Source organism: Clostridium sp. D33t1_170424_F3 (genome assembly GCF_015667585.1).
GTDB lineage: Bacteria > Bacillota > Clostridia > Oscillospirales > Acutalibacteraceae > Anaeromassilibacillus.
Genome location: NZ_JADPEG010000013.1, coordinates 39831 through 60709 on the forward strand (window position 1 = coordinate 39831; position 20879 = coordinate 60709).

Annotated in this window: 14 protein-coding genes and 1 tRNA gene; 2 read left to right on the forward strand and 13 right to left on the reverse strand. The window is 54.2% G+C overall.

What is annotated here, in order from left to right:
• Positions 1-17: 17 nt before the first annotated feature.
• On the reverse strand, positions 18-338 hold the full coding sequence (locus tag I4V53_RS10025) for a hypothetical protein (RefSeq protein WP_195985553.1): 321 nt from the start codon (positions 336-338) through the stop codon (positions 18-20).
• Positions 339-565: 227 nt separating this feature from the next.
• On the opposite strand from I4V53_RS10025, the gene I4V53_RS10030 reads away from it, so the two are divergent.
• The gene (locus I4V53_RS10030; RefSeq protein WP_195985554.1) at positions 566-3379 is read left to right on the forward strand and encodes a UvrD-helicase domain-containing protein; all 2814 of its coding nucleotides are present in this window, start codon (positions 566-568) and stop codon (positions 3377-3379) included.
• Positions 3380-3665: 286 nt separating this feature from the next.
• Positions 3666-6086 carry a lectin like domain-containing protein gene (locus I4V53_RS10035; RefSeq protein ID WP_195985555.1) on the forward strand — a complete coding sequence of 807 codons (2421 nt, stop codon included), beginning with the start codon at positions 3666-3668 and terminating at the stop codon, positions 6084-6086.
• Positions 6087-6220: 134 nt separating this feature from the next.
• On the opposite strand, the gene I4V53_RS10040 is transcribed toward I4V53_RS10035, so the two are convergent.
• From I4V53_RS10040 to polA, 12 genes are all read right to left on the reverse strand, one after another.
• The gene (locus tag I4V53_RS10040; protein WP_195985556.1) at positions 6221-6901 is read right to left on the reverse strand and encodes a P-II family nitrogen regulator; all 681 of its coding nucleotides are present in this window, start codon (positions 6899-6901) and stop codon (positions 6221-6223) included.
• Between the two features lie 12 nt (positions 6902-6913).
• Positions 6914-8458 (reverse strand): DUF1538 domain-containing protein, encoded by a 1545-nt coding sequence (locus I4V53_RS10045; protein ID WP_195985557.1) that lies wholly within the window; start codon positions 8456-8458, stop codon positions 6914-6916.
• Positions 8459-8731: 273 nt separating this feature from the next.
• Positions 8732-10156, reverse strand: coding sequence for a type I glutamate--ammonia ligase (gene glnA, locus I4V53_RS10050; RefSeq protein WP_195985558.1), 1425 nt, complete (start codon positions 10154-10156; stop codon positions 8732-8734).
• Positions 10157-10567: 411 nt separating this feature from the next.
• Positions 10568-10783: a hypothetical protein gene (locus tag I4V53_RS10055; protein WP_195985559.1), complete on the reverse strand. Its 216-nt coding sequence runs from the start codon at positions 10781-10783 to the stop codon at positions 10568-10570.
• Between the two features lie 355 nt (positions 10784-11138).
• Positions 11139-11216 (reverse strand) — tRNA-Pro (locus I4V53_RS10060).
• 82 nt (positions 11217-11298) lie between these two features.
• The gene (locus tag I4V53_RS10065) at positions 11299-11688 is read right to left on the reverse strand and encodes an NINE protein (RefSeq protein WP_195985560.1); all 390 of its coding nucleotides are present in this window, start codon (positions 11686-11688) and stop codon (positions 11299-11301) included.
• Positions 11689-11829: 141 nt separating this feature from the next.
• Positions 11830-13593: a phosphoenolpyruvate carboxykinase (GTP) gene (locus I4V53_RS10070; protein WP_195985561.1), complete on the reverse strand. Its 1764-nt coding sequence runs from the start codon at positions 13591-13593 to the stop codon at positions 11830-11832.
• Positions 13594-13758: 165 nt separating this feature from the next.
• Complete coding sequence (gene tsaD / locus I4V53_RS10075; RefSeq protein ID WP_195985562.1) at positions 13759-14778, reverse strand: tRNA (adenosine(37)-N6)-threonylcarbamoyltransferase complex transferase subunit TsaD; 1020 nt, start codon at positions 14776-14778, stop codon at positions 13759-13761.
• Between the two features lie 21 nt (positions 14779-14799).
• Complete coding sequence (gene rimI, locus I4V53_RS10080) at positions 14800-15249, reverse strand: ribosomal protein S18-alanine N-acetyltransferase (RefSeq protein ID WP_195985563.1); 450 nt, start codon at positions 15247-15249, stop codon at positions 14800-14802.
• Positions 15246-16418 (reverse strand): putative hexosyltransferase, encoded by a 1173-nt coding sequence (locus I4V53_RS10085; RefSeq protein WP_195985564.1) that lies wholly within the window; start codon positions 16416-16418, stop codon positions 15246-15248. Before I4V53_RS10085 ends, rimI begins: the two co-directional genes overlap by 4 nt.
• A 5-nt stretch (positions 16419-16423) precedes the next feature.
• Positions 16424-17254, reverse strand: coding sequence for a putative RNA methyltransferase (locus tag I4V53_RS10090; RefSeq protein WP_195985565.1), 831 nt, complete (start codon positions 17252-17254; stop codon positions 16424-16426).
• Between the two features lie 913 nt (positions 17255-18167).
• Positions 18168-20789 carry a DNA polymerase I gene (polA, locus tag I4V53_RS10095; protein ID WP_195985566.1) on the reverse strand — a complete coding sequence of 874 codons (2622 nt, stop codon included), beginning with the start codon at positions 20787-20789 and terminating at the stop codon, positions 18168-18170.
• Between the last annotated feature and the right edge of the window lie 90 nt (positions 20790-20879).

Below are 20879 nucleotides of genomic sequence, written 5' to 3' on the forward strand. Positions count from 1 at the left end.
CAAGTTGAACGTTATATTTATTTCATTTTTGAGCCACTCTTTTTGTAGACAAAGTAACTGCACGCTGCATAATAGAGCAACAGGATTACACCAAATGGAGTTTCACGCATAATCTGCCCTGTTTCCTGTGTGCCCATATAGATAAAACAAGCGCCTGTGACAATGCCAAACAAGCCGCCCCACCAAATAACCTTATTTAATAAAACGCCTGCAACCCACAACAATGCCAGCCATACGACAACCATAGGACTAAAAGAGCCCATTCCTCCCACCAATGCCACCCAGCCGTAAAAAATTGTACAAACGATTGCGGGGATGAAAGCTGCTAATTTCCTCATATTCATTTTCTCACTTTCAGTAAAAACTTTTTATATTTTTATTCTACCATATCAAATTGCTTAACACAATGTACATGGGGAAATAGACGGAGTTTTTACCATCAACACGTATCTGCAGCAGGGAGATTTGCCATTCCATATTGTAAATATTTGTCACCTGCTATACAATAAAGAATAAAGCAGGACATCTTTACGTTCTGGAACAATTTTGAAGAGGAGAATGGACGATGGCATTGATCTCCTGCCCGGAATGCAGCCAACAGATTTCCACGCACGCAGAAAAATGCCCGCACTGCGGCCTGCCTGCCTCCTATTTCCCACAGGCGCAGGACGGCGCGCCCGCTGCGGAGGGGATCGACTATGCCATGATCTCCGACATGCTCACATCCTTCGACCGGGACTACTGCTCCGCGTTCGGCGCGGACAACTACATATCTTCCCGGCAGAAGGAACGAATGGCGCAGACCTACGCCCCTTATTTCCGCTGCCTCAAGGATAAGCTGGTTTACTCCTATGTGTGCGGACAGGCGCAGGCGCTGCGCGTGGACGTCAGCCAGCTCCAATCGTTTTTGCGGCGCTTTCTGCATCTGGACGCCGCCGTCACCGCGCACAATGAGCAGTATGTGGAGACAATTCTGCACCGGGAAGCAGCATACTTCGACAATATTTTAAAGGATATTGACCCGGGTATCCGGCTGGACGACGAACAGCGCCGCGCCGTCATCACCGACGACGACCACTGCCTGATGGTCGCCGGAGCCGGGGCGGGCAAAACCACCACAATGGCCGCGAAGGTCAAATATCTGGTGGAAAAGAAGCACGTCCTGCCGGAGGAAATCATCGTCATTTCCTACACCAACAAGGCGATCGGCGAGCTGAAGGAGCGCATCAACAAGGGGCTGAATATCCCCGCCAAAATCTGCACCTTCCACGCGTTTGCCTTTGAGATTGTCAAGCGGTTTTCCGCAGCGCCACCGGAGATCAATTTTTCCTCCTATCAGATCGTGTTTGAAATGCTGGAAAAGGCCATCTTTGACAATAAGCCTCTGATGCGCAATCTGGTTTTGTTCATGGGTTACTATTTCGACCTGTCCGAGGACGTGTTTCAGTTCGCCTCCTTAAACCAGTACCATCTGGTCAAGGCCTCACAGGACTATGAGACAATGAAAAGCGGCCTGGGCGAATACGTTAAAAAGGTGGAGCATCAGCGCCAGCGCCGCGTGAAGACCCTGACCGGGGAGTACCTGCGTTCCATCCAGGAGGTGCAGATCGCCAATTTCCTGTACCTGAATGGGCTGGACTACGAATATGAGCGCCCCTATCCACTGCCCATACCGGGCGCGCGCAAAACCTACACGCCGGATTTTTACATCACGCAGGGGGAGCACGCCGCCTATCTGGAGCATTACGGGCTGACGGAGAGCGGCTACAGCAACGTCTTCACTCCCCAGCAAATCGCCAAATACAAGAAATCCATCCGGGACAAACGGGCGCTGCACAAAAAAGGGAAAACCGAACTGCTGGAAACCTGGTCGCTTTACAACGACCGCAGGCCGCTGCTCGACCATCTGCGGGAAACCCTCGTTTCCGCCGGGTTCGTGCTCAAGCCGCGGAACCTGGACGAGGTATACCGAAAAATCGTGGAGACCGGCAAGGACAAATACGTGGTGCGCCTGATCCTGTTCCTGATGGAATTCATCGAGCAGTTCAAGACCTCCGGCTACACGGAAAACGGATTCCGTCTGCTGCGCGAAAAGACGGACAATCCCCGTACGCTGCTCTTCCTGGACATCGCGGAGCAGGTCTATGCCCACTATCAGGAAACCCTGAAGCGGAACAACCAGATCGACTTTGCAGACATGATCAACGACGCGCACTTTTACTTGCAGGAAATCGAGCGGCAGGGCATTGCCCTGCCCTATAAATACATCATCATCGACGAATTTCAGGACATCGCGCGCCAGCGCTTCAACCTGACCAAGCGCCTCTCTGAAATCACCAGGGCAAAGGTGGTGGCGGTCGGTGACGACTGGCAGTCCATTTACGCGTTCGCGGGGTCGGACATCACCCTGTTCACGCGTTTTCTGGAGCTGATGGGCTCCGGTACCGAGCTGAAAATCACGCACACCTACCGCAATTCACAGGAGCTGATCGATATCGCGGGCGGGTTTGTGCAGAAAAATGCCGCGCAGATCCGCAAGCAGCTCATCTCCCCCAAACATTTGAAGGACCCCGTTGTGGTCCATCCCTTTGATGACGCATACAAACCGATGCAGGCGCTTGCCCGCGCCGTGCTCGAAATGATCGGCAAAATTGTCGCGGAATACGGGGCGCAATCCTCCATTCTACTGATCGGCCGGTACAATTACGACATGTACAAGCTGTTCCGCACCGGGCTGTTCGAGGAACGCCCCGGCAACCGGGTGTACTGCCCCCAGTATCCCAAGGTCCCACTCTCGTTCATGACGGCGCACAGCGCCAAAGGGCTCGGCTACGACAATGTCATTTTAATCAACATGTTTGAAGGGAAGTTCGGCTTCCCCTGCCAGCTGGAGGACGACCCCATTATGAAGCTGGTGACCTACGAGGACCGCAGCGTGCCGTTTGCGGAGGAACGCCGCCTGTTCTACGTCGCGCTGACCCGTACCAAAAACCGCGTCTATATCGCCGCGCCCAAGCAGCGCCCCTCCCGCTTTCTGGTTGAGCTGATCCGGGACTTCCACCTGCCGCACGCGGCGGATATGAACCTGGAAACCGTCGACCTGTTTCAGCTCCGCTGCCCGGTATGCGGCTTTCCGCTCAAATACGAGTTCAACAAAAACTACGGGTTGAACCTCTGGATGTGTACGAACGATGCGGAAGTCTGTGATTTCATGACCAACGACAAAGAACACCGGCACGATATTTTTCCCTGCGCCGCCTGTAAAGACGGTTTTATGATTGTCAAGCGCAGCCCCAAAACGGGAAATATCTTTTACGGCTGCACCAACTATACCAACACGGACCGGCCCTGCACGCATATGGAGCCGATCCGCGAATAACCGCCTGAATCGCCGCAATCCATTACCACATAAAAAATCCCGGCCAAGCAGGGGCAGGCAAGCAGCCGCCCTGTTGGCCGGGATTTTTATTTTATCCACGCTTTGGTCAATAGCGCCCTGCGTCTCCGACAGATCTATTTAAAATTTGGCGATTTGCATCAATATCGTTCTAATTAAATAACTACTTGGTGAAATTTGACAAAACCTTGCATCGGCGCATATCTAGGTACAGGAAGAACAGGCCGTTCTATCACGTGCCTTGCAACACTGAAGGAGTGGAAAACAATTGAAAATAAATGTAATACGGGGCGGTAAAGTGCTGTCTCTGCTGGTGGCGCTGTCCCTGCTGGTCTGTACCTTTGGGAGCGCCGGCGTCTCTGCCAGCGGGCAGCCTGCAAAGGAAGCTCTGGCGGCAAGCCTCGCCATGAGTGAAATCAATCCCGCGGCGATGGAATCTTCCGTCCAAACCGGGGACAAACCAACGGATCACAGCGGGTCTTTGGGTTACGTGCATCCCTACATCGACCCGTCCTACCTGCGGGAGGGAACCTTCTCGGAAACGCCTGCACAGGCGGAAACTGGATTCCCCGGCGCTTTCAGCGTTCCAGACAACGGAATGGTAACAGGCACGGTACGCAACCAGACCAACTGGGGAACCTGCTGGGCTTTCGCCGCGGTTGGCGCGGCGGAGTCTTCCCTCTATCCGAACGATCAAACAACGCTTTCCCCGCGCCACCTGGCCTATTTTACCTACCACGGCACGGCGAATCCAGCCCTGCCGGAGGACAGGACGGACGGCGACACCTTCCATCCCTATGCATTCAATGCCAGCGAAACAGCGGGCCGGTGGCATCCGTGGTACGAATACGGTGGGAACTCCTTTATGGCCAACGCCACTCTGTCCCGCATTGGGTTTCAGACCGACGCTGCCGTTCCCTATCCGGAACGCTACGACTTTTTTGACTCTTCCAAACTGGATTCCTACGGAACCCCGGCGCTGAAAGATGATTACCTGCAGGAATACGGCGACGTTGCAGAGGGCTATCATTTTACAGCGCCTTACCGGCTGGTAGAGAGCAACTACCTGCCGACGAAAGATCTCAACGGAAACTGGAATGGCGATGCAGTCAAAAAAGCCCTGATGGATGGATACAGCGTATCCGTCTCTTACGCATCCGGCTCCTATAACGACTATCCGCTCAGCGACGGCTCTGTGATCATCGCCCAGCAGTACAACGGGCCGAACCGGGTAAACATCAACCATGCGGTACAAATTGTGGGCTGGAACGATCAGATTCCCAAAGAGGCGTTTCGCGCCACGTCTGGCAGACTGCCAACAGGCGACGGCGGCTGGCTGATCCGGAACAGCTGGGGCGAAAATTGGGGCATGGACGGGTGCTTCTATCTCTCCTATGAGGACAGCTCCCTATCCGAAACCTGTCAGTTCATCGCTTCCGCCGACCAACCATATGACCACAATTATCAATACGACGGCGCCGGCTGGAGCACCACGGTAGGCGCAACAGGCAATCCGACCAAACCGGTCTATATGTCCAACGTCTTTACCGCCACCGGCGATGAAACCATTCAGGCCACGGCGTTTTACACCACCGCGCACCATGCGGTCTATTCCATTCAGGTTTACACGGATCTGAAATTTGCAGGCGACCCGGCCAGCGGTACGCCGGCCTTTTCTGAAGAACAGAAGGGGACGCAGCCTTACGCGGGCTACCATACCGTCCCTCTGGAGCTTCCGGTCAACGTGAAAAAGGGAGAAAAATTTGCGGTCGTGGTAAAAATTCAGAACCCTGACGCGGACAACCGCGCCCGGTACGCATCAGCGATTTATCCCGTTGCGTGCGAGCTGGACGGCTACTGCGACGGGGTGCGCTGCGACGCCTCCATCCGCCCCGGTGAAAGCTTCATCAGCTTTAACGGCGGCGAATGGCTGGACCTTGCCGATTACGGCGATCTGCAGCAGGGCAAATCCGGCAGGAGCATCGTCACACCCGCCAATATCTGTTTAAAGGCTTTTACCGTGGACGGCCACGAAAGCAGGCTTCCGCTGCAAAAGGCGGTCAACGACGCCAAAAAAGTGATGGAACTGCCCAAATACTACAATGCATCCACCAGGGACGCGTTCGACCGCGCTCTGGCAAATGCGGAACGCCTGCTGAAGCAGCCCTCCGCCGCTGCTGCGGAAATCACCGGCGCGGCAAACGCACTGCAAACCGCAACGAACGCCTTAAACGGCCAGCCCACAAACCTGACCGCTCTGCGGAATTCCATTACCGCCGCCGAAGCCGCAAAAAGCGCCGCGGCCTATCTCTACGGCGGCGCGGACCAGAAGGCCGCTCTGGACGTCGCGTTGCAGGCGGCCCAACAGGCGGTCCATAAAACCGCGCCGACGCAAAAGGAAGCCGACCACGCAAAGGCCGCTCTTGACACGGCAATGGCGGCTTTAAACGGTGCAGCGCCTGTCCATACCGCCGCGTTGGAGACTTCCATCGCCGCTGCGGAGTCTATCAAACAGACGGACGCGTACCTCTATGAATGCGATATAAAGAGGGCGGCGCTGGACCATGCGCTGGTAAACGCCGAGCAGATTTTGCACAAGGTCAGCCATACGCAGGCGGAGGTCGATCACGCAAAGAACGCTTTGGACCTTGCCTGTATGGTGCTCGATGGCAAAAAACAGGGCCTTTAAACCGTTCTCCTTGACCACATGGAATCCCTGCAAACAATCCCGCATATTGCGGAACCCGGAGCGCGGATCCGCGCTCCGGGTTCCGTTTTTTACATTTTAATCATTTTGCCGCCTATCCAACTTGTCCATGCGCTTTATTCATCCGTCAGGCTGCGCAGACCCACAACATGGTTGACCGGCAGGGAGAACGCCGCCGCCACGCGCTCTCTTTTGGAACCGGCCTGTTCCATGATGGCGCGCATGATGTTCTTTTCATCCTTCTGCTTCGCGACAATGTAAATCAGTTCCTGTTCCGAAGCGATGGACACCCCGAAAAACGGTGTAGCGCTCTTTTCTCCAACCCCTTTGGCATGCACGATGGTGCCGCCGCCAGCGTTGGCGCTGCGCGCCGCGTCCATCACCTCCTCGGTATGGCCCCTCTGCACAATGACCACCACCAGGGAAAAGCGGGTTTCTTCCATTTCCGTCACCTCATTTTGTTCTGTATTTTGTCCGTGGGTCAAATATTGCAGGCTGCCGGAATTCGCCGCGCTCCGCAACGGGATGGTAAACGCAATTCCATTGCCCGGCACATCGATCTGCATGGTACGCATCAGCCCCCGCAGCATTTTCGCCGCCAGCGTCCCGGAAACCACGGAGGAGATCATCACCTTCTCTGTTTTTTCGATTCCCAAACGGTCCAGGGTTTTCTTCTGTGCGGTCCCCTCACATAGGACGGCTGTCATCGTATGGATTCCGTTGTCATAAAAATATTGCTGGAAGGCTTCTCCGTATTCCCGTTTGGCTACCGTAACCAAATAGTACATATTGCTCATGATGTCTCCTCTTTAAAACGTGATGACGTCGTCCTCTTCCGGGAGGGCGGGTGTGTCTTCCGTCGTTTCCGTGTCTTCTGACTTGTATTTGTAATATACGCCCAGCACCTGAATGGTAATCAGCGGCGTCATGGCCACCATCGCCACTACGCCGAACGCGTCCACCACTACATTTCCGCCCACGCCGCTGCAGGTTCCCATCGCCAGCGGCAAAAGAAAGGTCGCCGTCATGGGGCCGGAAGCCACGCCGCCGGAGTCAAATGCAATGGCGGTAAACAGCGCGGGAGAGAAAAACGTAAGAACCCCGGCGATCAGATAACCGGGTACCAGCAGGTACAGGATCGGCAGACCGGTGACAATCCGCAGCATGGCAAGCCCCACCGAAATGGAAACACCGATCGAGAGGCTGGTGGACAAGGCTTTTTTGGGAATCGCCCCGGCGGTAATGGTAACCACCTGCCGATTCAGCACATGGACAGCCGGCTCCGCCGCTACAATGAAATATCCGATGACCATACCGATCGGCACAATGATCCAGCTGTGCTCCATGCTGCCGATGAGCTGCCCGATATAGTTGCCCACGGGCATGAAACCGACGTTGACGCCGGTGAGAAACAGCACCAGGCCGACATATGTATAGACAAGGCCGACACATATTTTTATCAGCTCCCCCTTTTTCAGATGGAGCTTTGTCATCTGGAACAGGATAAAAAACGCCAGAATGGGACAAAGCGCGATCGCGACTTCCTCCACGTACTTGGGCAGGGAGGATAAAAACAGCTGGGAAAGCTCCCTGGAATCGGCGATTTCCGGAATCGTCACGGGGATATACTCGCCCGTACCGGCGCTGTACAGGATTCCCAGGATCAGCACGGCAATGATCGGGCCGACGGAGCACAGGGCGACCAGGCCGAAGCTGTCGTTTTCCGCGTCACTGTCGCTCCGGATAGCAGCGACGCCGACGCCCAGCGCCATGATGAACGGCACCGTCATGGGACCGGTGGTGACGCCGCCGGAGTCAAACGCGACAGAGAGAAACTCCCTTGGAACAAACTGGGCCAACAGAAATACAAACGCATAGACCCCGATCAGCAGATAGGACAGTTTGATACGGAACAGCATGCGCAGCATGGCGACCACAAGGAAGACGCCGACGCCAACCGCAACCGCGAGAATCAGGGTCATGTTGGGGATACCGGGCACCTGCTCGGCCAACACCTGCAGATCCGGCTCGGACATGGTGATGAAGATTCCCACCAACAGGCTCACCAGCACAATCAGCCACACGCTGCGGGATTTGGTGACGGCGGAACCAACATGGGTGCCGATGGGCGTCATCGCCATATCGGTACCCAGTGTAAAAAAGCCCATGCCGAGGATCAGCAGCAGCGCCCCCAGGACGAACCCCATCAGCAGGCCGTTCGGGACCGGGGAAATGGTAAAGCAAAGCAAAAAGACGATACCTGTCACCGGCAGCACCGACGACAGGGATTCTTTCAGCTTTTCTGAGAGAATGGTCCGGTTTTGTTTTAATAATGGAAGTTTTGTTCTGCTCACATAACACCTCTTTCTATACTCTTGTTGCAGGACGGACAATCTATCTAAAACTGATTTTGGTTCCTGTATGATTTTATTCGATATGAAATTATAACATACGCGGCCGGAGGAAAGAAAGCTTTTCTGCAAAATCTGTTGGCGTCATCTTTGTACATCATAATAGGATTCACTAAAACGCGTGAAAAACCAAAAGACCGCCGATAAGAATCAGCGGTCTTTCTAATGTACGTTCTGAATGGAGTTTGAATCTGTCCGAACTCCGTTTCCTTACGATCAGATATTATAATATTTTTCAAACTCCGCGGGATGCGGGATCGAGGCGATCTGGCGGCACTCTTCACGCTTGGACTTTATAAAATTCCTGAGAAGCTCCTCTGGGAACACGCTGCCCGCCGTCAGATAACCGTGGTCCGCCTCCAGGGCGTCGAGGGCCGCATCAAGAGAGACGGGCAGGCTTTTCAGCTTTGCTTTTTCTTCATCGGAAAGCGTATATAGGTTTACATCATAGGGCCCCCAGCCGTTTTCATGCGGGTCGATTTTGTTTTTGACGCCATCCAGGCCCGCCATCAAAATCGCGGCGTAACAGAAATAGGGATTGCAGGTTGCGTCGGGATTGCGAAGCTCAAAGCGGCGTTTGTCAGGGCTCTTCGCATAGGCCGGAATCCGGATGACCGCACTGCGGTTTGAAGTGGCGTAGCCCACGGTGACGGGCGCTTCAAATCCGGGCACCAATCTCTTAAAGGAGTTCGTGCTGGGATTGGTGAGCGCACACAGCGAATGGATGTGCTGTAACAGTCCCCCCATAAAATAGTGAGCCGTCTCGCTCAAATGCGCGTAGCCGCCATCGTCCGAGAAAACAGGCTGCCCGTCTTTCATCAACAGCATATGTACATGCATCCCGCTGCCTGCCTCGCCGAAGATCGGCTTGGGCATAAACGTAGCCGTCTTTCCATACTTTAAGGCGGTATTATGGACAATATATTTAATCATCATTGTGGCGTCGGCCATCTTGGACATCTGGCCCAGCTGGGGCTCAATCTCAAACTGGCCCGAAGCCGCGACCTCCGGATGATGATAATTGATCTCGATGCCGGCCTCTTTCATCAGCAGGCACATCTCACTGCGGCACTCATAGGACTGGTCAAAGGGCTTGGCAATATGATACGCCTTCTGTTTGGGGATGACGCAGCCCTTCCCTTCCACCGCGCTGTTCCAGTAGGACTGCTGGGCGTCCATGGTAACGCCGACGCTGTTGGGCTGCACTTCCCAGCCCACCTGGTCAAACAAGTAGAATTCAAATTCGGGAAGGATCAGCATGGTATCGGCAATGCCGCTGTCTTTCATATACTGCTCGGCGGCCAAAACGATATTGCGCGGATACTGGGTCAGAGGACGGTTTTCCGGATTATCAATGACCATGGCGTTGCCGGTCATTGAAAGCGTTGGAATCTGGCAGAAGGGATCGACGACAGCCGTATCCAGGTCAGGGATGAAAACCATATCGCTTTTCTCAACCACGGCGTATCCGTAATTGGAAGCGTCAAACCCGATGCCGTACTGCATCGTATCGGCGGACAAATTCTCCGCCGGTATGGTCACATGCCGATATTGCCCATTGATATCGACCATTTTAAAATCAACCATTTGAATGTTTTTCTCTCGAATAAGGGATTTTATTTCCTGTATTTCCCTTGCCATAAGATCACTCCTCTTTGTAAAAATCAACAAAATCATCATATCATTTTTTTATTTTTGAGTCAACAAGCGAAAAAGTGATTTTCACAAAGAGGATCGGATAATTATTTTGATGTTTCACCTTGTGTAATCAATTATTGTTTCATGGAGGTATTAAAATACAAAAAGCCCAAACTCGCATTTGCAAAATAAACACAACTTACCATTAATCATGTTCTTACGATTCCCGCTATTTTAAATCCTGTTTTTCAACTTCACTTTTCAGTGTAATGACGATACTTTGATCTCTTTCATTTATGAAACTAACACGAATACAAGTATAGCAAAAGGCCGCCGACAAACGTCGGCAGCCTCTCCAAGTTGTTCGGTGTGTAATTATAGGATTTGGAGATAAAGCGTTTAGCTTATCCCCGATTACTCGGGTTTCTCAAGGATAACAAACGATACAAATGTTTCTTTGTGAAGGTAGTTTTCAAGCTTAGGATCAACTTCAACAGTATGCGAATCCATTTGAGAAACTGTCCATCCTTCTTCCAACAACTTATTTATGCGTATAAGATATTTATTTTCGTTAATATCTTTTTGCTCAGTATAGTCTCTGCTGTTGCTGATATAAACAATTTTTTGCATTTGTTTATTACCCCTTCCTTTCCAACAAAATTTTCAGTCGGAGTGTACGCATAGGGCTTAAGAAAAAGTGCTGAAGCTCTATGCTTTTCGTTGGAATTTCACCAACTCATCAGTAGGTTAGACCCAGAAGCGGAAACGGCTGAAACTATGGTGAAATAATTCTCCAACAGACTTATATAAAACTCCATTTCACCAACCCCTTTCAATACTACACTAAGGAAAAAGCCTGTCATCGTCAGAATTATCAGGCCATCTCCAATTTACTGTAAGGAACTGTTTCGGCTGTTACAAGTATAAAAGAAATAAAAAAGTTTGTCAATATATAAAAAGGGTAAGTCCTTATAGGACTTACCCTTGGTCCGAGTGACAGGAGTCGAACCTGCGGCCTCTTGAACCCCATTCAAGCGCGCTACCAAAACTGCGCTACACCCGGATTTGCAACGTGTAATATTATACCATATCCTTTATAGAAAAGCAAGCCCGGATTCCCTGCAGAACCGGGCTTTTTCTCTGTTCTATTGCTTGAGCTGCGCGCCGTAGGAGTCTGTGAAGCTGCCACACGCAATCATGATAATATCCACAATCCAGCCGATTCCAAACGCGCCGCCGGTCAACAGGTACAGGATACCGGTACCGATCTTGCCCACATAAAAGCGATGAATGCCCAGCGTACCCAGAAAGATACAGAGGATCAGCGCCACCCAGCGGCTGGAAGGCGAGATCACCTCCATATAAGCGGGATAGGACGGCTGCACATAATAGTTGGGGGGCGGCGGGTTCCACTGGTTCGGCTGCGGCTGGTAGGGCGGCGGCGCAGAAGGCGCCTGCGCGGACAGGTCCGCACCGCACTGCTTGCAATAACGCACATCCTGCGGATTATCAAATCCACAACGGTTACAAATCATATGCTGCTCCTTTTCAGGTCAGTTCCATTTTTTATTTTTTTCAGTATAGCACGTGGGGCATATTGTGTCAATTCAAGCCGCAAGAAGATACAAAAAGGCGCTCCGGATCAACCGGAGCGCCCGAACTTATCAAAAGAATGCTTATTTCAGGTTGGCCTTCAGCGTCTCAAGCTGGTTGCGGAGCTCCTGCGGAAGTCTGTCGCCAAACTTCGTGTAGAACTCTTCGATGCCTTCCGCCTCTTTTGCCCACTGGTCGTTCTTAACTTCCAGGATGCTCTTCAGCGTATCCATGCTGAAGTCGAGGCCTTCCAGGTTGATGTCTTCCGCATACGGGACATAGCCGATCGCAGTCTCCTGTGCATCCACTTCGCCGTCGCAGCGCTTGATGATCCACTCGAGAACGCGGAGGTTGTCGCCAAAGCCCGGCCAAATGAAGTTGCCTTCGTCATCCAGACGGAACCAGTTGACGTTGAAGATCTTCGGAGCCTTGTCGCCCAGTTCTTTGCCCATCTCGATCCAATGCTTGAAGTAATCGCCCATATGATAACCACAGAACGGCAGCATCGCCATCGGGTCGCGGCGGACTACGCCGACCGCGCCGGTCGCAGCAGCAGTGGTCTCGGAAGCCATGATGGAACCGACAAACACACCGTTGTTCCAATCGCGGGACTGGTACACCAGCGGAGTGGTCTGCGCACGGCGGCCGCCGAAGACGATTGCGGAGATCGGCACGCCCGCGCCGTTCTCAAACTCAGAGCTGATGCAGGGGCAGTTCTTCGCCGGAGCGGTGAAGCGGCTGTTCGGATGCGCGCCCTTATCGGTCGCGGTCTTGCCGTTCCACGGCTCGCCCTTCCAGTTCTTTGCATTCTCAGGCGGATTCTTGTCCAGGCCTTCCCACCAAACGGTGTTGTCGTCCAGATTGTGTACTACATTGGTGAAGATGGTGCCTTCCTTGGTGGTGTACAGCGCATTCGGGTTGGACTTCAGGTTGGTGCCCGGCGCCACGCCGAAGAAGCCGTTCTCCGGGTTGATCGCCCACAGGCGGCCGTCCGGACCCTTGCGCATCCAGGCGATGTCGTCGCCGACGGTCCATACTTTATAGCCCTTGCTCTTGTAGCCTTCCGGCGGAATCAGCATGGCAAGGTTGGTCTTACCGCAAGCGGACGGGAACGCAGCGGTGATGTATTTGACTTCGCCCTTCGGATTCTCAAGGCCCAGGATGAGCATATGCTCCGCCATCCAGCCCTCGGTCTTGCCCTGATAGGACGCGATGCGCAGTGCAAAGCACTTCTTGCCCAGCAGCACGTTTCCGCCGTAACCGGAGTTAACGGAAATGATCGTGTTGTCCTCCGGGAAGTGGCAGATGTAGCGCTTTTCTTCGTCGATCTGGCACTTGCAGTGCAGGCCGCGCACCCAGTCGTTGCTGTCGCCCAGGACATCCCAGACCGCATTGCCGACGCGCGCCATGATGCTCATGTTCATGACAACATAGATGGAGTCGGTCAGCTCCACGCCAATCTTGGCAAACGGAGAACCGATCGGGCCCATGGAGTACGGGATGACGTACATGGTGCGGCCCTGATAGCTGTCCTTTGCAATATCAAACAGCATTTTGTAAGCGTCCTGCGGGTCCATCCAGTGGTTGGTCGGGCCTGCATCCTCTTCCTTGCGGGAGCAGATGAAGGTTCTGCCTTCCACGCGCGCAACGTCGTTGACAGCGGTGCGATGCAGGTAGCAGCCCGGGAGCTTTTCCTCATTCAGCTTAATCATTTCTCCGGTGGAGCAGGCCTCCGCGCGGAGCTGGTTGAGCTGCTCCTCGGAACCGTCAATCCAGACAACCTGATCCGGTTTGACAAGCTGTTTCATGTTTTCAATCCAATTTAAGACGGATTCGTTCTTTGTCATAAAGTTTTCTCCTTCCGGCCCAATGGCCAAATCACGTTACTGAATTTCATTATAGTACATTGTTTGAAGAATATCAATTGATAAATTATGAATTTCCTGCTCAATTTTTAGAATTTTGCAGGGATTTGTCGTCTTTCTTTCATTTCCTGAACAAATCCTACCAATTTACAATGCTTTGGGTCCCTGGATGGGCATTTGGGCGCAGGCATTCAGGTCCATCCCCGCCGTATTTCCCGCCAGGAATTCGTAGTAGCCCTGCGCGCCGACCATCGCCGCGTTGTCCCCGCAGAGAGGCAGCGCCGGCATATAAAACGCCCAGCCGCGCGCTTTGCAGACCTCCTGCAAACGGCGGCGCAGAAGGGAATTAGCGGACACGCCGCCCGCGATCACCAGCTTCTGCGCCCCGGTCTCCCGTGCGGCCTTCTCCGTATTCTGCACCAGGCAGTCCACCACCGCCTTCCGAAAGGATGCGGACAGGTCCGGGACGGAAAGCGTCTCCTCCTTCTGCTTCGCATTGTGAATCAGGTTGATGACCGCTGTTTTGAGCCCGGAAAAGCTGAAATCGTACGGAGCGCCGTCTACACGCGGATGCGGCAGCTTGAAAGCGTCCGGGCTGCCGCCCTCCGCAATCTTGTCCATTTCCACGCCGCCGGGATACGGGATGCCCATTGCGCGCGCCGCTTTGTCGAACGCTTCGCCCGCCGCATCGTCCCGCGTGCGGCCGATGACCTCCAGCTCCGTATAGCCCTTTACATTTATGATATGGGTGTGCCCGCCGGAGACCACCAGGCACAGGAACGGCGGCTCCAGCGCCGGCGAGGTGATATAGTTCGCCGCGATATGCGAGCGGAGATGATGGACCGGTATCAGCGGTTTATTCGCGGAGAGCGCCAGCCCTTTCGCAAAATTGACCCCTACCAGCAGCGCGCCGATCAATCCCGGCGCATAGGTAACGGCAATTCCGTCGACCTCCCGCAGCGTCAGGCCGGCGTCGTCCAGCGCCTTCTGCGTCACCGGCACAATGGCCTCCGAATGCCGCCGGGACGCAATTTCCGGCACCACGCCGCCGTATAGTTTATGTTCTTCCACCTGCGATGCGATCACGGAGGACAAAACGCGCCGCCCGTCCTCCACCACGGCGGCCGCCGTCTCGTCGCAGGAACTTTCCAGTGCCAAAAGTTTCATGCTGTTTTCCCCTTTACCCCATCAAATTTGTGCGTTCCGCGTCAGCAGCAACGCATCCTCATGGTTGTCCGTGTAAAAGCCCTTTCGGCGTCCAACCTCCGCAAAGCCCAGCTTTTCATACAGCGCGATGGCAGGCTGATTGGAAACGCGTACTTCCAGGGTAATGAACGCACCGCCGCTTTGCTCCATCCAGCCGATCATCGTCCGGACCAGCTGTTGGGCGATCCCCTTCCTCCGGTGCGCCGGATGGACCGCCACCAGATCGACATAGCATTCCCCGCAGACGGCGTGCATCCCCGCAAAGCCGACGCAGTCGCCTCCTGCCTCTGCCGTCCAAAAATGGGCGGTATCGCTGGCCAGCTCCGCCGCGAGGCCGTCCCGCGTCCACGGCATAGAGAAGCAAAGACGGCTGATCTCCGCCAGAGCGTCCAGGTGCCGTTCCTCCATCGGGACGATTTGCACCGCGCTCATACTGCGGCCTCCAACGGTTCCTGTACCGGGCTGCGGTCCAGCAGCTCCAGCAGATGTTTAAACAACAGAATCAGATTGATCAAAATAGCAATTGCAAACAGCTGCTGCGGGTAGTACGCCAGACCAAACAGATAGTTGCCCACCGCGCAGGCGGAAGAAACGCACACGATGACCGCTGTGTAGAGCTTTTTCGGAAAATAGAACACGTATATTACGCTAAGTATATCCGCCAGATAATAATACCGCTCGTGCATGTGCGGCAGGACAAACGGCATCAGGATCGCAAAGAGCAGCCCCATTGTGACCAATATCTCCGGCGTGAACACATACCGCTTTTTAAAGAGTACAAACAGCGTCATCAGCACAACGCCGCCTGCAAAGATCACACCCGCCTTGCCGACCTCGTCCAGCGCGACGTTGCCCAAGAATGCGTACAGGTTCGGGATGGACATACAGATACTTTTATAGATGCCGGACTGGGCGACATAGACCGTCAAAAGGTCCCATAAATCACGCCCCATAATTACAGCAGGTATAATTGAAAGCAAATATACAGCCGGAATCAAAATCATACTGCGCAGCTTGACCTTTTGCTTCAGGAACAGAAGCAGAAGGAACGGCGCAAAGAAAATCGCCTGCAGCTTCAGCACAAACGCGATGGAAAACGCCAGTACCGCCCGGTTGGGGCGTTTGACCAGCAGATAGTACAGGCAGGCAACCAGCGCGCCGGTGAACATCGCATCGCATTGCGCCCACGCCGCGGAGTTCAGGAACACCGTAGGCAGAAACAGGATCGCCGCATAGGCCATCGCCCCATGGGAACGCCCGGGATATTTCAGCTCCACGATGCGCATGACATAAAACGCGAGCGCCAGATCCGCCAGACAGGAAACGATTTTGATTAAAAACAGGTCGTTCAGCGGGATGTACGTCAGAAACGCCAATATGTAAAAATAAGGCGGCATGTAGTCGCCGATCTTCATGCCGATCGCGGCAAACCCGCCGTTTTCTTTTAATGTTGCAAACCAGCCCTGTAAAAACTGGTGGTAGTCATTCGACTCAATAGGGAACAGATACAACCGCATCAAAAACGCGGCCGCTGTTACCAAAAACAGAAACGCCATGTTTTCCAGTTCCGGCCGGGTGATTCTTTCTTCTCTCTTTTTCATACGCATCATCCTTCCATTTGATCGGTATCGCGCCGGTATGTAAGGAAATGAAAACAGATTTCCGTGTCCAGCTTTTCTGTTTGGCGCAGACGCGCCCCACCCTCCACGCCGGTTTTCCAGTAGTAGGGGGTCATGGCAAACAGGTTCAGCATCTGCTGGTTGTCCGTTGTGGTATACCGCCCCTGTACGACGGCGCGTTCCAAAAAAGTGAACCCGGGATATTGCGTATCCTTACATTCGTTTTCATAGGGCGCGTCGTACAGGATTTCCTTCAGGCCATAGAGATGGCGCTCGCCCGGCACCGCCAGGATCAGAGCGCCGCCGGGACGCACCACGCGTTTCATTTCTTCCGGCACGATGGGCGCAAACACATTGACGAGCAGATCCGCGCCCGCGTCGGCAAACGGGATACCGAAGCTGCTGCCCACCGCGAAATGCAGGGACTTGTACCGTTTAGCGGCGGCGCGCACCGCACATTTGGAAATATCGAACCCATATACGTCCGCCTTCTGTTGGAACGCCTCCGCAAGCCGTCCGGTATAATACCCTTCGCCGCAGCCGGCGTCCAGGACTACGGGGTTGGGAACGTCCTGCATCAGGCGCACCGCCAATTGATTCAGGGTATCGCTGAACGGCTGATACGCGCCGGTTTCCAGGAACGACCGCCGCGCGGCGACCATCTGCCTGTTATCGCCGGGGTCTTTGGAATGCTTCTTATTGGGCGGCAGAAGGTAGACGTATCCTTCGGACGCAATGTCGTAGCTGTGGCCCTGCGGGCAGCGGCTGGTTTTTTCCGTTTGAAATAACGGCTGTTTGCAGACGGGACAGATAAACATGGTTTGGCCTCCCAAAATCGCGTTTTCTCGCTTTTCAGAAAAGCGGGACCCGCGGGCAACTCGCGCCTCCGGCGACGGTTGTTTTTCACCTTATAGGTGATGACTAAAACGTATTTATCCACCTTTCCAAAAGGTGGCAGGATCAAAGGGCAGCGCCCTTTGCCGCTCCTCGCAAGGAGCGGAACTCTCTTCCTGAGAAGAGCGAGTGGGAACGAGTGATAGGGTCCTTTACGAGGCAGGGAGCTGCCTCTGGGGCTTTTCTTTGGTTCCCCGGCTTTCGCCGGGGGTTTTCGTCGCTTTGAAAAGCGACAGCAAAGACTTTTTACTTTAAAAAAGTAAAACAAATTTTACATTGCGGAAGCAATGACATTCTTTGCTTTCAAAAAGCAAAATAAAATTTTTTCACAAAGTGATGGAGTTCTTTTTGTTGCACAAACAACATTTCTTTTAAAACTTCTGTTTTACTGCATTACATAGTCTTATATATCGTTGCGCAGGCAACATATACTTCTTAATTAAATATCTAAAACAATTAATTGCACGTGCAATCATACAACCTATTACGCTTTTGCAAAAGCGTGCAAAAACCGCAGATTTGCCCTCATGCCGGGCGGCACTTACTTTTCGTCTTGCCACAAAAGTAAGCAAAAGCACGCGAAGGGGGGCGTGAGAGCTGGGCTCCGGATAGGTACGACTCGCGCCCCCCTTCACCCCCGGTATCCCCCGTATACCTGAGTTGCTCAGGGCTACCGGCGTGCGTTTCATTGCCGGCGGAGCTTTGGTCTTTGCGTTTTCCTTTTATTTTAAATGTTATTGTCGGCTTAGATACTACAAGGGAGTTGGTGCTTTTCATCCCGCACTTTGCAGGATTGAATTTTCTATGCACCATTTTGCAGACCGTCCCGACCGCAGGTCAGGATTTTGCGTCATACCAGGTTTTGCCGACGCCTGCGTCGGCAATCAGGGGAACGGAAAGCTGGGCGGCGTTCTGCATTTCTTCTGTGAGAAGGCGCGCGGCTTTTTCCGCCTCGTCCTCCGGGGCTTCGACGATCAATTCGTCGTGTACCTGCAAAATCAGGCGGGACTTCATGTTCTCCTTTTTCAAACGTTCCTCCACGCGGATCATCGCAATTTTGATAATGTCCGCCGCCGCGCCCTGGATCGGCATGTTGCGCGCCACGCGCTCGCCGAAGGACCGCGTGTTGAAATTGGAAGACGCCAGTTCCGGCAGGTAGCGCCTGCGCCCAAACATCGTTTCCACATAGCCCTGTTCCTTTGCCTGTGCGACGATACGCTTCATATAGTCGTCCACGCCGTTGTAGTGCGCCAGGTAATCATGGATATACTGTTCCGCCTCCTTGCGGGAGACGTTGATATTCTTTGCCAGCGAGAACGCCCCGATGCCGTACACGATGCCGAAATTGACCGCTTTGGCGCGGCTGCGCATCATCGGCGTGACCATTTCCTCCGGCATATGGAACACCTGCGCCGCCGTGATGCGGTGAATATCATCTTCGCTCTTGAACGCCTCGATCATGTTTTGATCGTCCGCCACATGCGCCAGTACGCGCAGTTCGATCTGCGAATAGTCCGCGTCCACCAGCACGCAGCCTTCCTTTGCCACAAAGAAACGGCGCATTTCGCGGCCCAGCTCCGTGCGGACCGGGATATTCTGCAAATTCGGCTCCGTGGAGCTAATGCGCCCTGTGCGCGTCTCCGTCTGGTTAAAGCTGGAATGGATGCGCCCATCCTCCGCGATGACCTTGGACAGCCCGTCGCAGTAGGTGGATTTCAGCTTCGTCAGACTGCGGTAATTGAGGATCATCTCCACCGCCGGATGCTCGTATTGCAGGCTCTCCAGAATGTCCGCCCGGGTGGAATAGCCGGTCTTCGTCTTTTTGCCATGCGGCAGGCCCAGCTTGTCAAACAGCGCTTCGCCGAGCTGCTTTGGGCTGTTGATGTTGAATTCATAGCCGACGGCGCTGGTTATTTCCGCCTGGATGCGGTCGATTTCCGTTTGCAGCGTCTCCCCGAACTGTTCGATGCCCTTTGCATCCACATCGAACCCGATGGTTTCCATGTGCGCCAGCACACGGGCCAACGGCAGCTCGATGGTTTCCAGCAGCTCTGTCTGGTCGTTTTTTGCAATCTCCGCCGCCAGCTTGTCCACAAGCGCCGGGAAAACCGCGGCCTGGCTGCGCAGGATTGCCTCCTGCTGCTTCCGCAATCCCTCCGTATCTCCGCGTTTGGGCGTTTCTCCGGTCTCCGGCAGAACAATCGGCAGATTATATTCCTGCGCCAGACGCGTCACATCGTATCCGGAAGCAGACGGATTCAGCAGATACGCCGCCAGCAGGGTATCGAACGCGCCGCCGGCGCATTCCGTAACGCCCACGCGGTCCATCGCCGCGTAAAACGGCTTACTGTCGTGGGTATTGATCTTAATTTTATCTTCTTTACACAAGGCGGAGAGAAAGGACGGGTCCGTGATCTCATACAGCGTCCCGCCGTGGTTCAGGCAGACGGCGGCAATGTTCTCCCCTTCATACCGCACCAGAAAGTCCGCGCGGCCCGCCTTGCGCAGGCGGTCCAGCAGATCGTCCGGCGCGCCCTGCACCAGCTCCACGGCCTTCTGCTCCTCCATCTGCTGTTCCTGCGGCGGCGGAATCTGCAAGCCCATCTTTTCAATCAAAGAGAAGAATTCCAGCTTTGCCATCAGACGCACCGCCGCGTCGCGGTCGCCTTCCGTGGGGATGTAATCCGCCAACTCTGTGTCCACCGGCGCATCCGTGCGGATTGTGCCCAGATGCCGGCTTAAAAAGGCGTTGTCGCGGTCCCTGATGAGCTTCTGCCGCATGCCCTCCTTGATTTCCAGCGTCTCCACATGGTCGTAGATATAGTCCAGGTCGTGGAACTTCTGGATCAGCTCCCCCGCGCCCTTGGGGCCGATGCCCGCCACGCCGGGGATATTGTCCGAACTGTCGCCCTGAATGGCTTTGATATCGATGAGCTGCGGCGGGGTCACGCCGTAGTCCTCCATGATTTTCGCCTCGTCGTACAGCGTCACCTGCGGCTGTCCCATCTTTGTTGCGGCAAGGCGCACGGTGACGCGGCTGTTCACCAACTGCAGGCTATCGCGGTCCCCGGTGGCGATCACGCATTCGTCGCCCGTCTCCGTACATTTGGCCGCCAGCGTGCCCAAAATGTCGTCGGCCTCAAAGCCCTCGCACTCCACCAGCCGGTATCCCAGCAGCCGCAGCAGCTCTTTCAAATTCGGCAGCTGCTGGGCCAGCTCCTCCGGCATGCCCTTGCGCTGCGCCTTATAGCCCGCATATTCCTTATGGCGGAAGGTCGGCGCGCGCATGTCAAATGCGATGGCGACCGCGTCCGGCTCCGTCTCGTTTTTCAGCTTCTGCAGCATGGTCAGAAAGCCGTAGATACCGTTGGTGTACAGGCCCTCTTTTGTGGTCAGCAAGCGGATTCCGTAAAACGCGCGGTTCAGAATGCTGTTGCCGTCTAAAACAAGCAATTTCATATTGGTTCTCCTGTCCTATATCGATAGATTGTTTTATTATATCACTTTTCTAGTGGAAAGATAAGTGGTATAATGTCATCTATTCCCCAC

Excerpts from the sequence above, each read along its gene's own strand:
- rimI (WP_195985563.1), bottom strand. The coding sequence starts at position 15,249 with ATGAGCGCGGTGCAAATCGTCCCGATGGAGGAACGGCACCTGGACGCT.
- I4V53_RS10025 (WP_195985553.1), bottom strand. The coding sequence starts at position 338 with ATGAGGAAATTAGCAGCTTTCATCCCCGCAATCGTTTGTACAATTTTT.
- I4V53_RS10070 (WP_195985561.1), bottom strand. The coding sequence starts at position 13,593 with ATGACAAAGAACGAATCCGTCTTAAATTGGATTGAAAACATGAAACAG.
- I4V53_RS10040 (WP_195985556.1), bottom strand. The coding sequence starts at position 6,901 with ATGAGCAATATGTACTATTTGGTTACGGTAGCCAAACGGGAATACGGA.
- tsaD (WP_195985562.1), bottom strand. The coding sequence starts at position 14,778 with ATGAAACTTTTGGCACTGGAAAGTTCCTGCGACGAGACGGCGGCCGCC.
- I4V53_RS10030 (WP_195985554.1), top strand. The coding sequence starts at position 566 with ATGGCATTGATCTCCTGCCCGGAATGCAGCCAACAGATTTCCACGCAC.
- I4V53_RS10055 (WP_195985559.1), bottom strand. The coding sequence starts at position 10,783 with ATGCAAAAAATTGTTTATATCAGCAACAGCAGAGACTATACTGAGCAA.
- polA (WP_195985566.1), bottom strand. The coding sequence starts at position 20,789 with ATGAAATTGCTTGTTTTAGACGGCAACAGCATTCTGAACCGCGCGTTT.
- I4V53_RS10065 (WP_195985560.1), bottom strand. The coding sequence starts at position 11,688 with ATGATTTGTAACCGTTGTGGATTTGATAATCCGCAGGATGTGCGTTAT.
- I4V53_RS10085 (WP_195985564.1), bottom strand. The coding sequence starts at position 16,418 with ATGAAAAAGAGAGAAGAAAGAATCACCCGGCCGGAACTGGAAAACATG.
- I4V53_RS10090 (WP_195985565.1), bottom strand. The coding sequence starts at position 17,254 with ATGTTTATCTGTCCCGTCTGCAAACAGCCGTTATTTCAAACGGAAAAA.
- glnA (WP_195985558.1), bottom strand. The coding sequence starts at position 10,156 with ATGGCAAGGGAAATACAGGAAATAAAATCCCTTATTCGAGAGAAAAAC.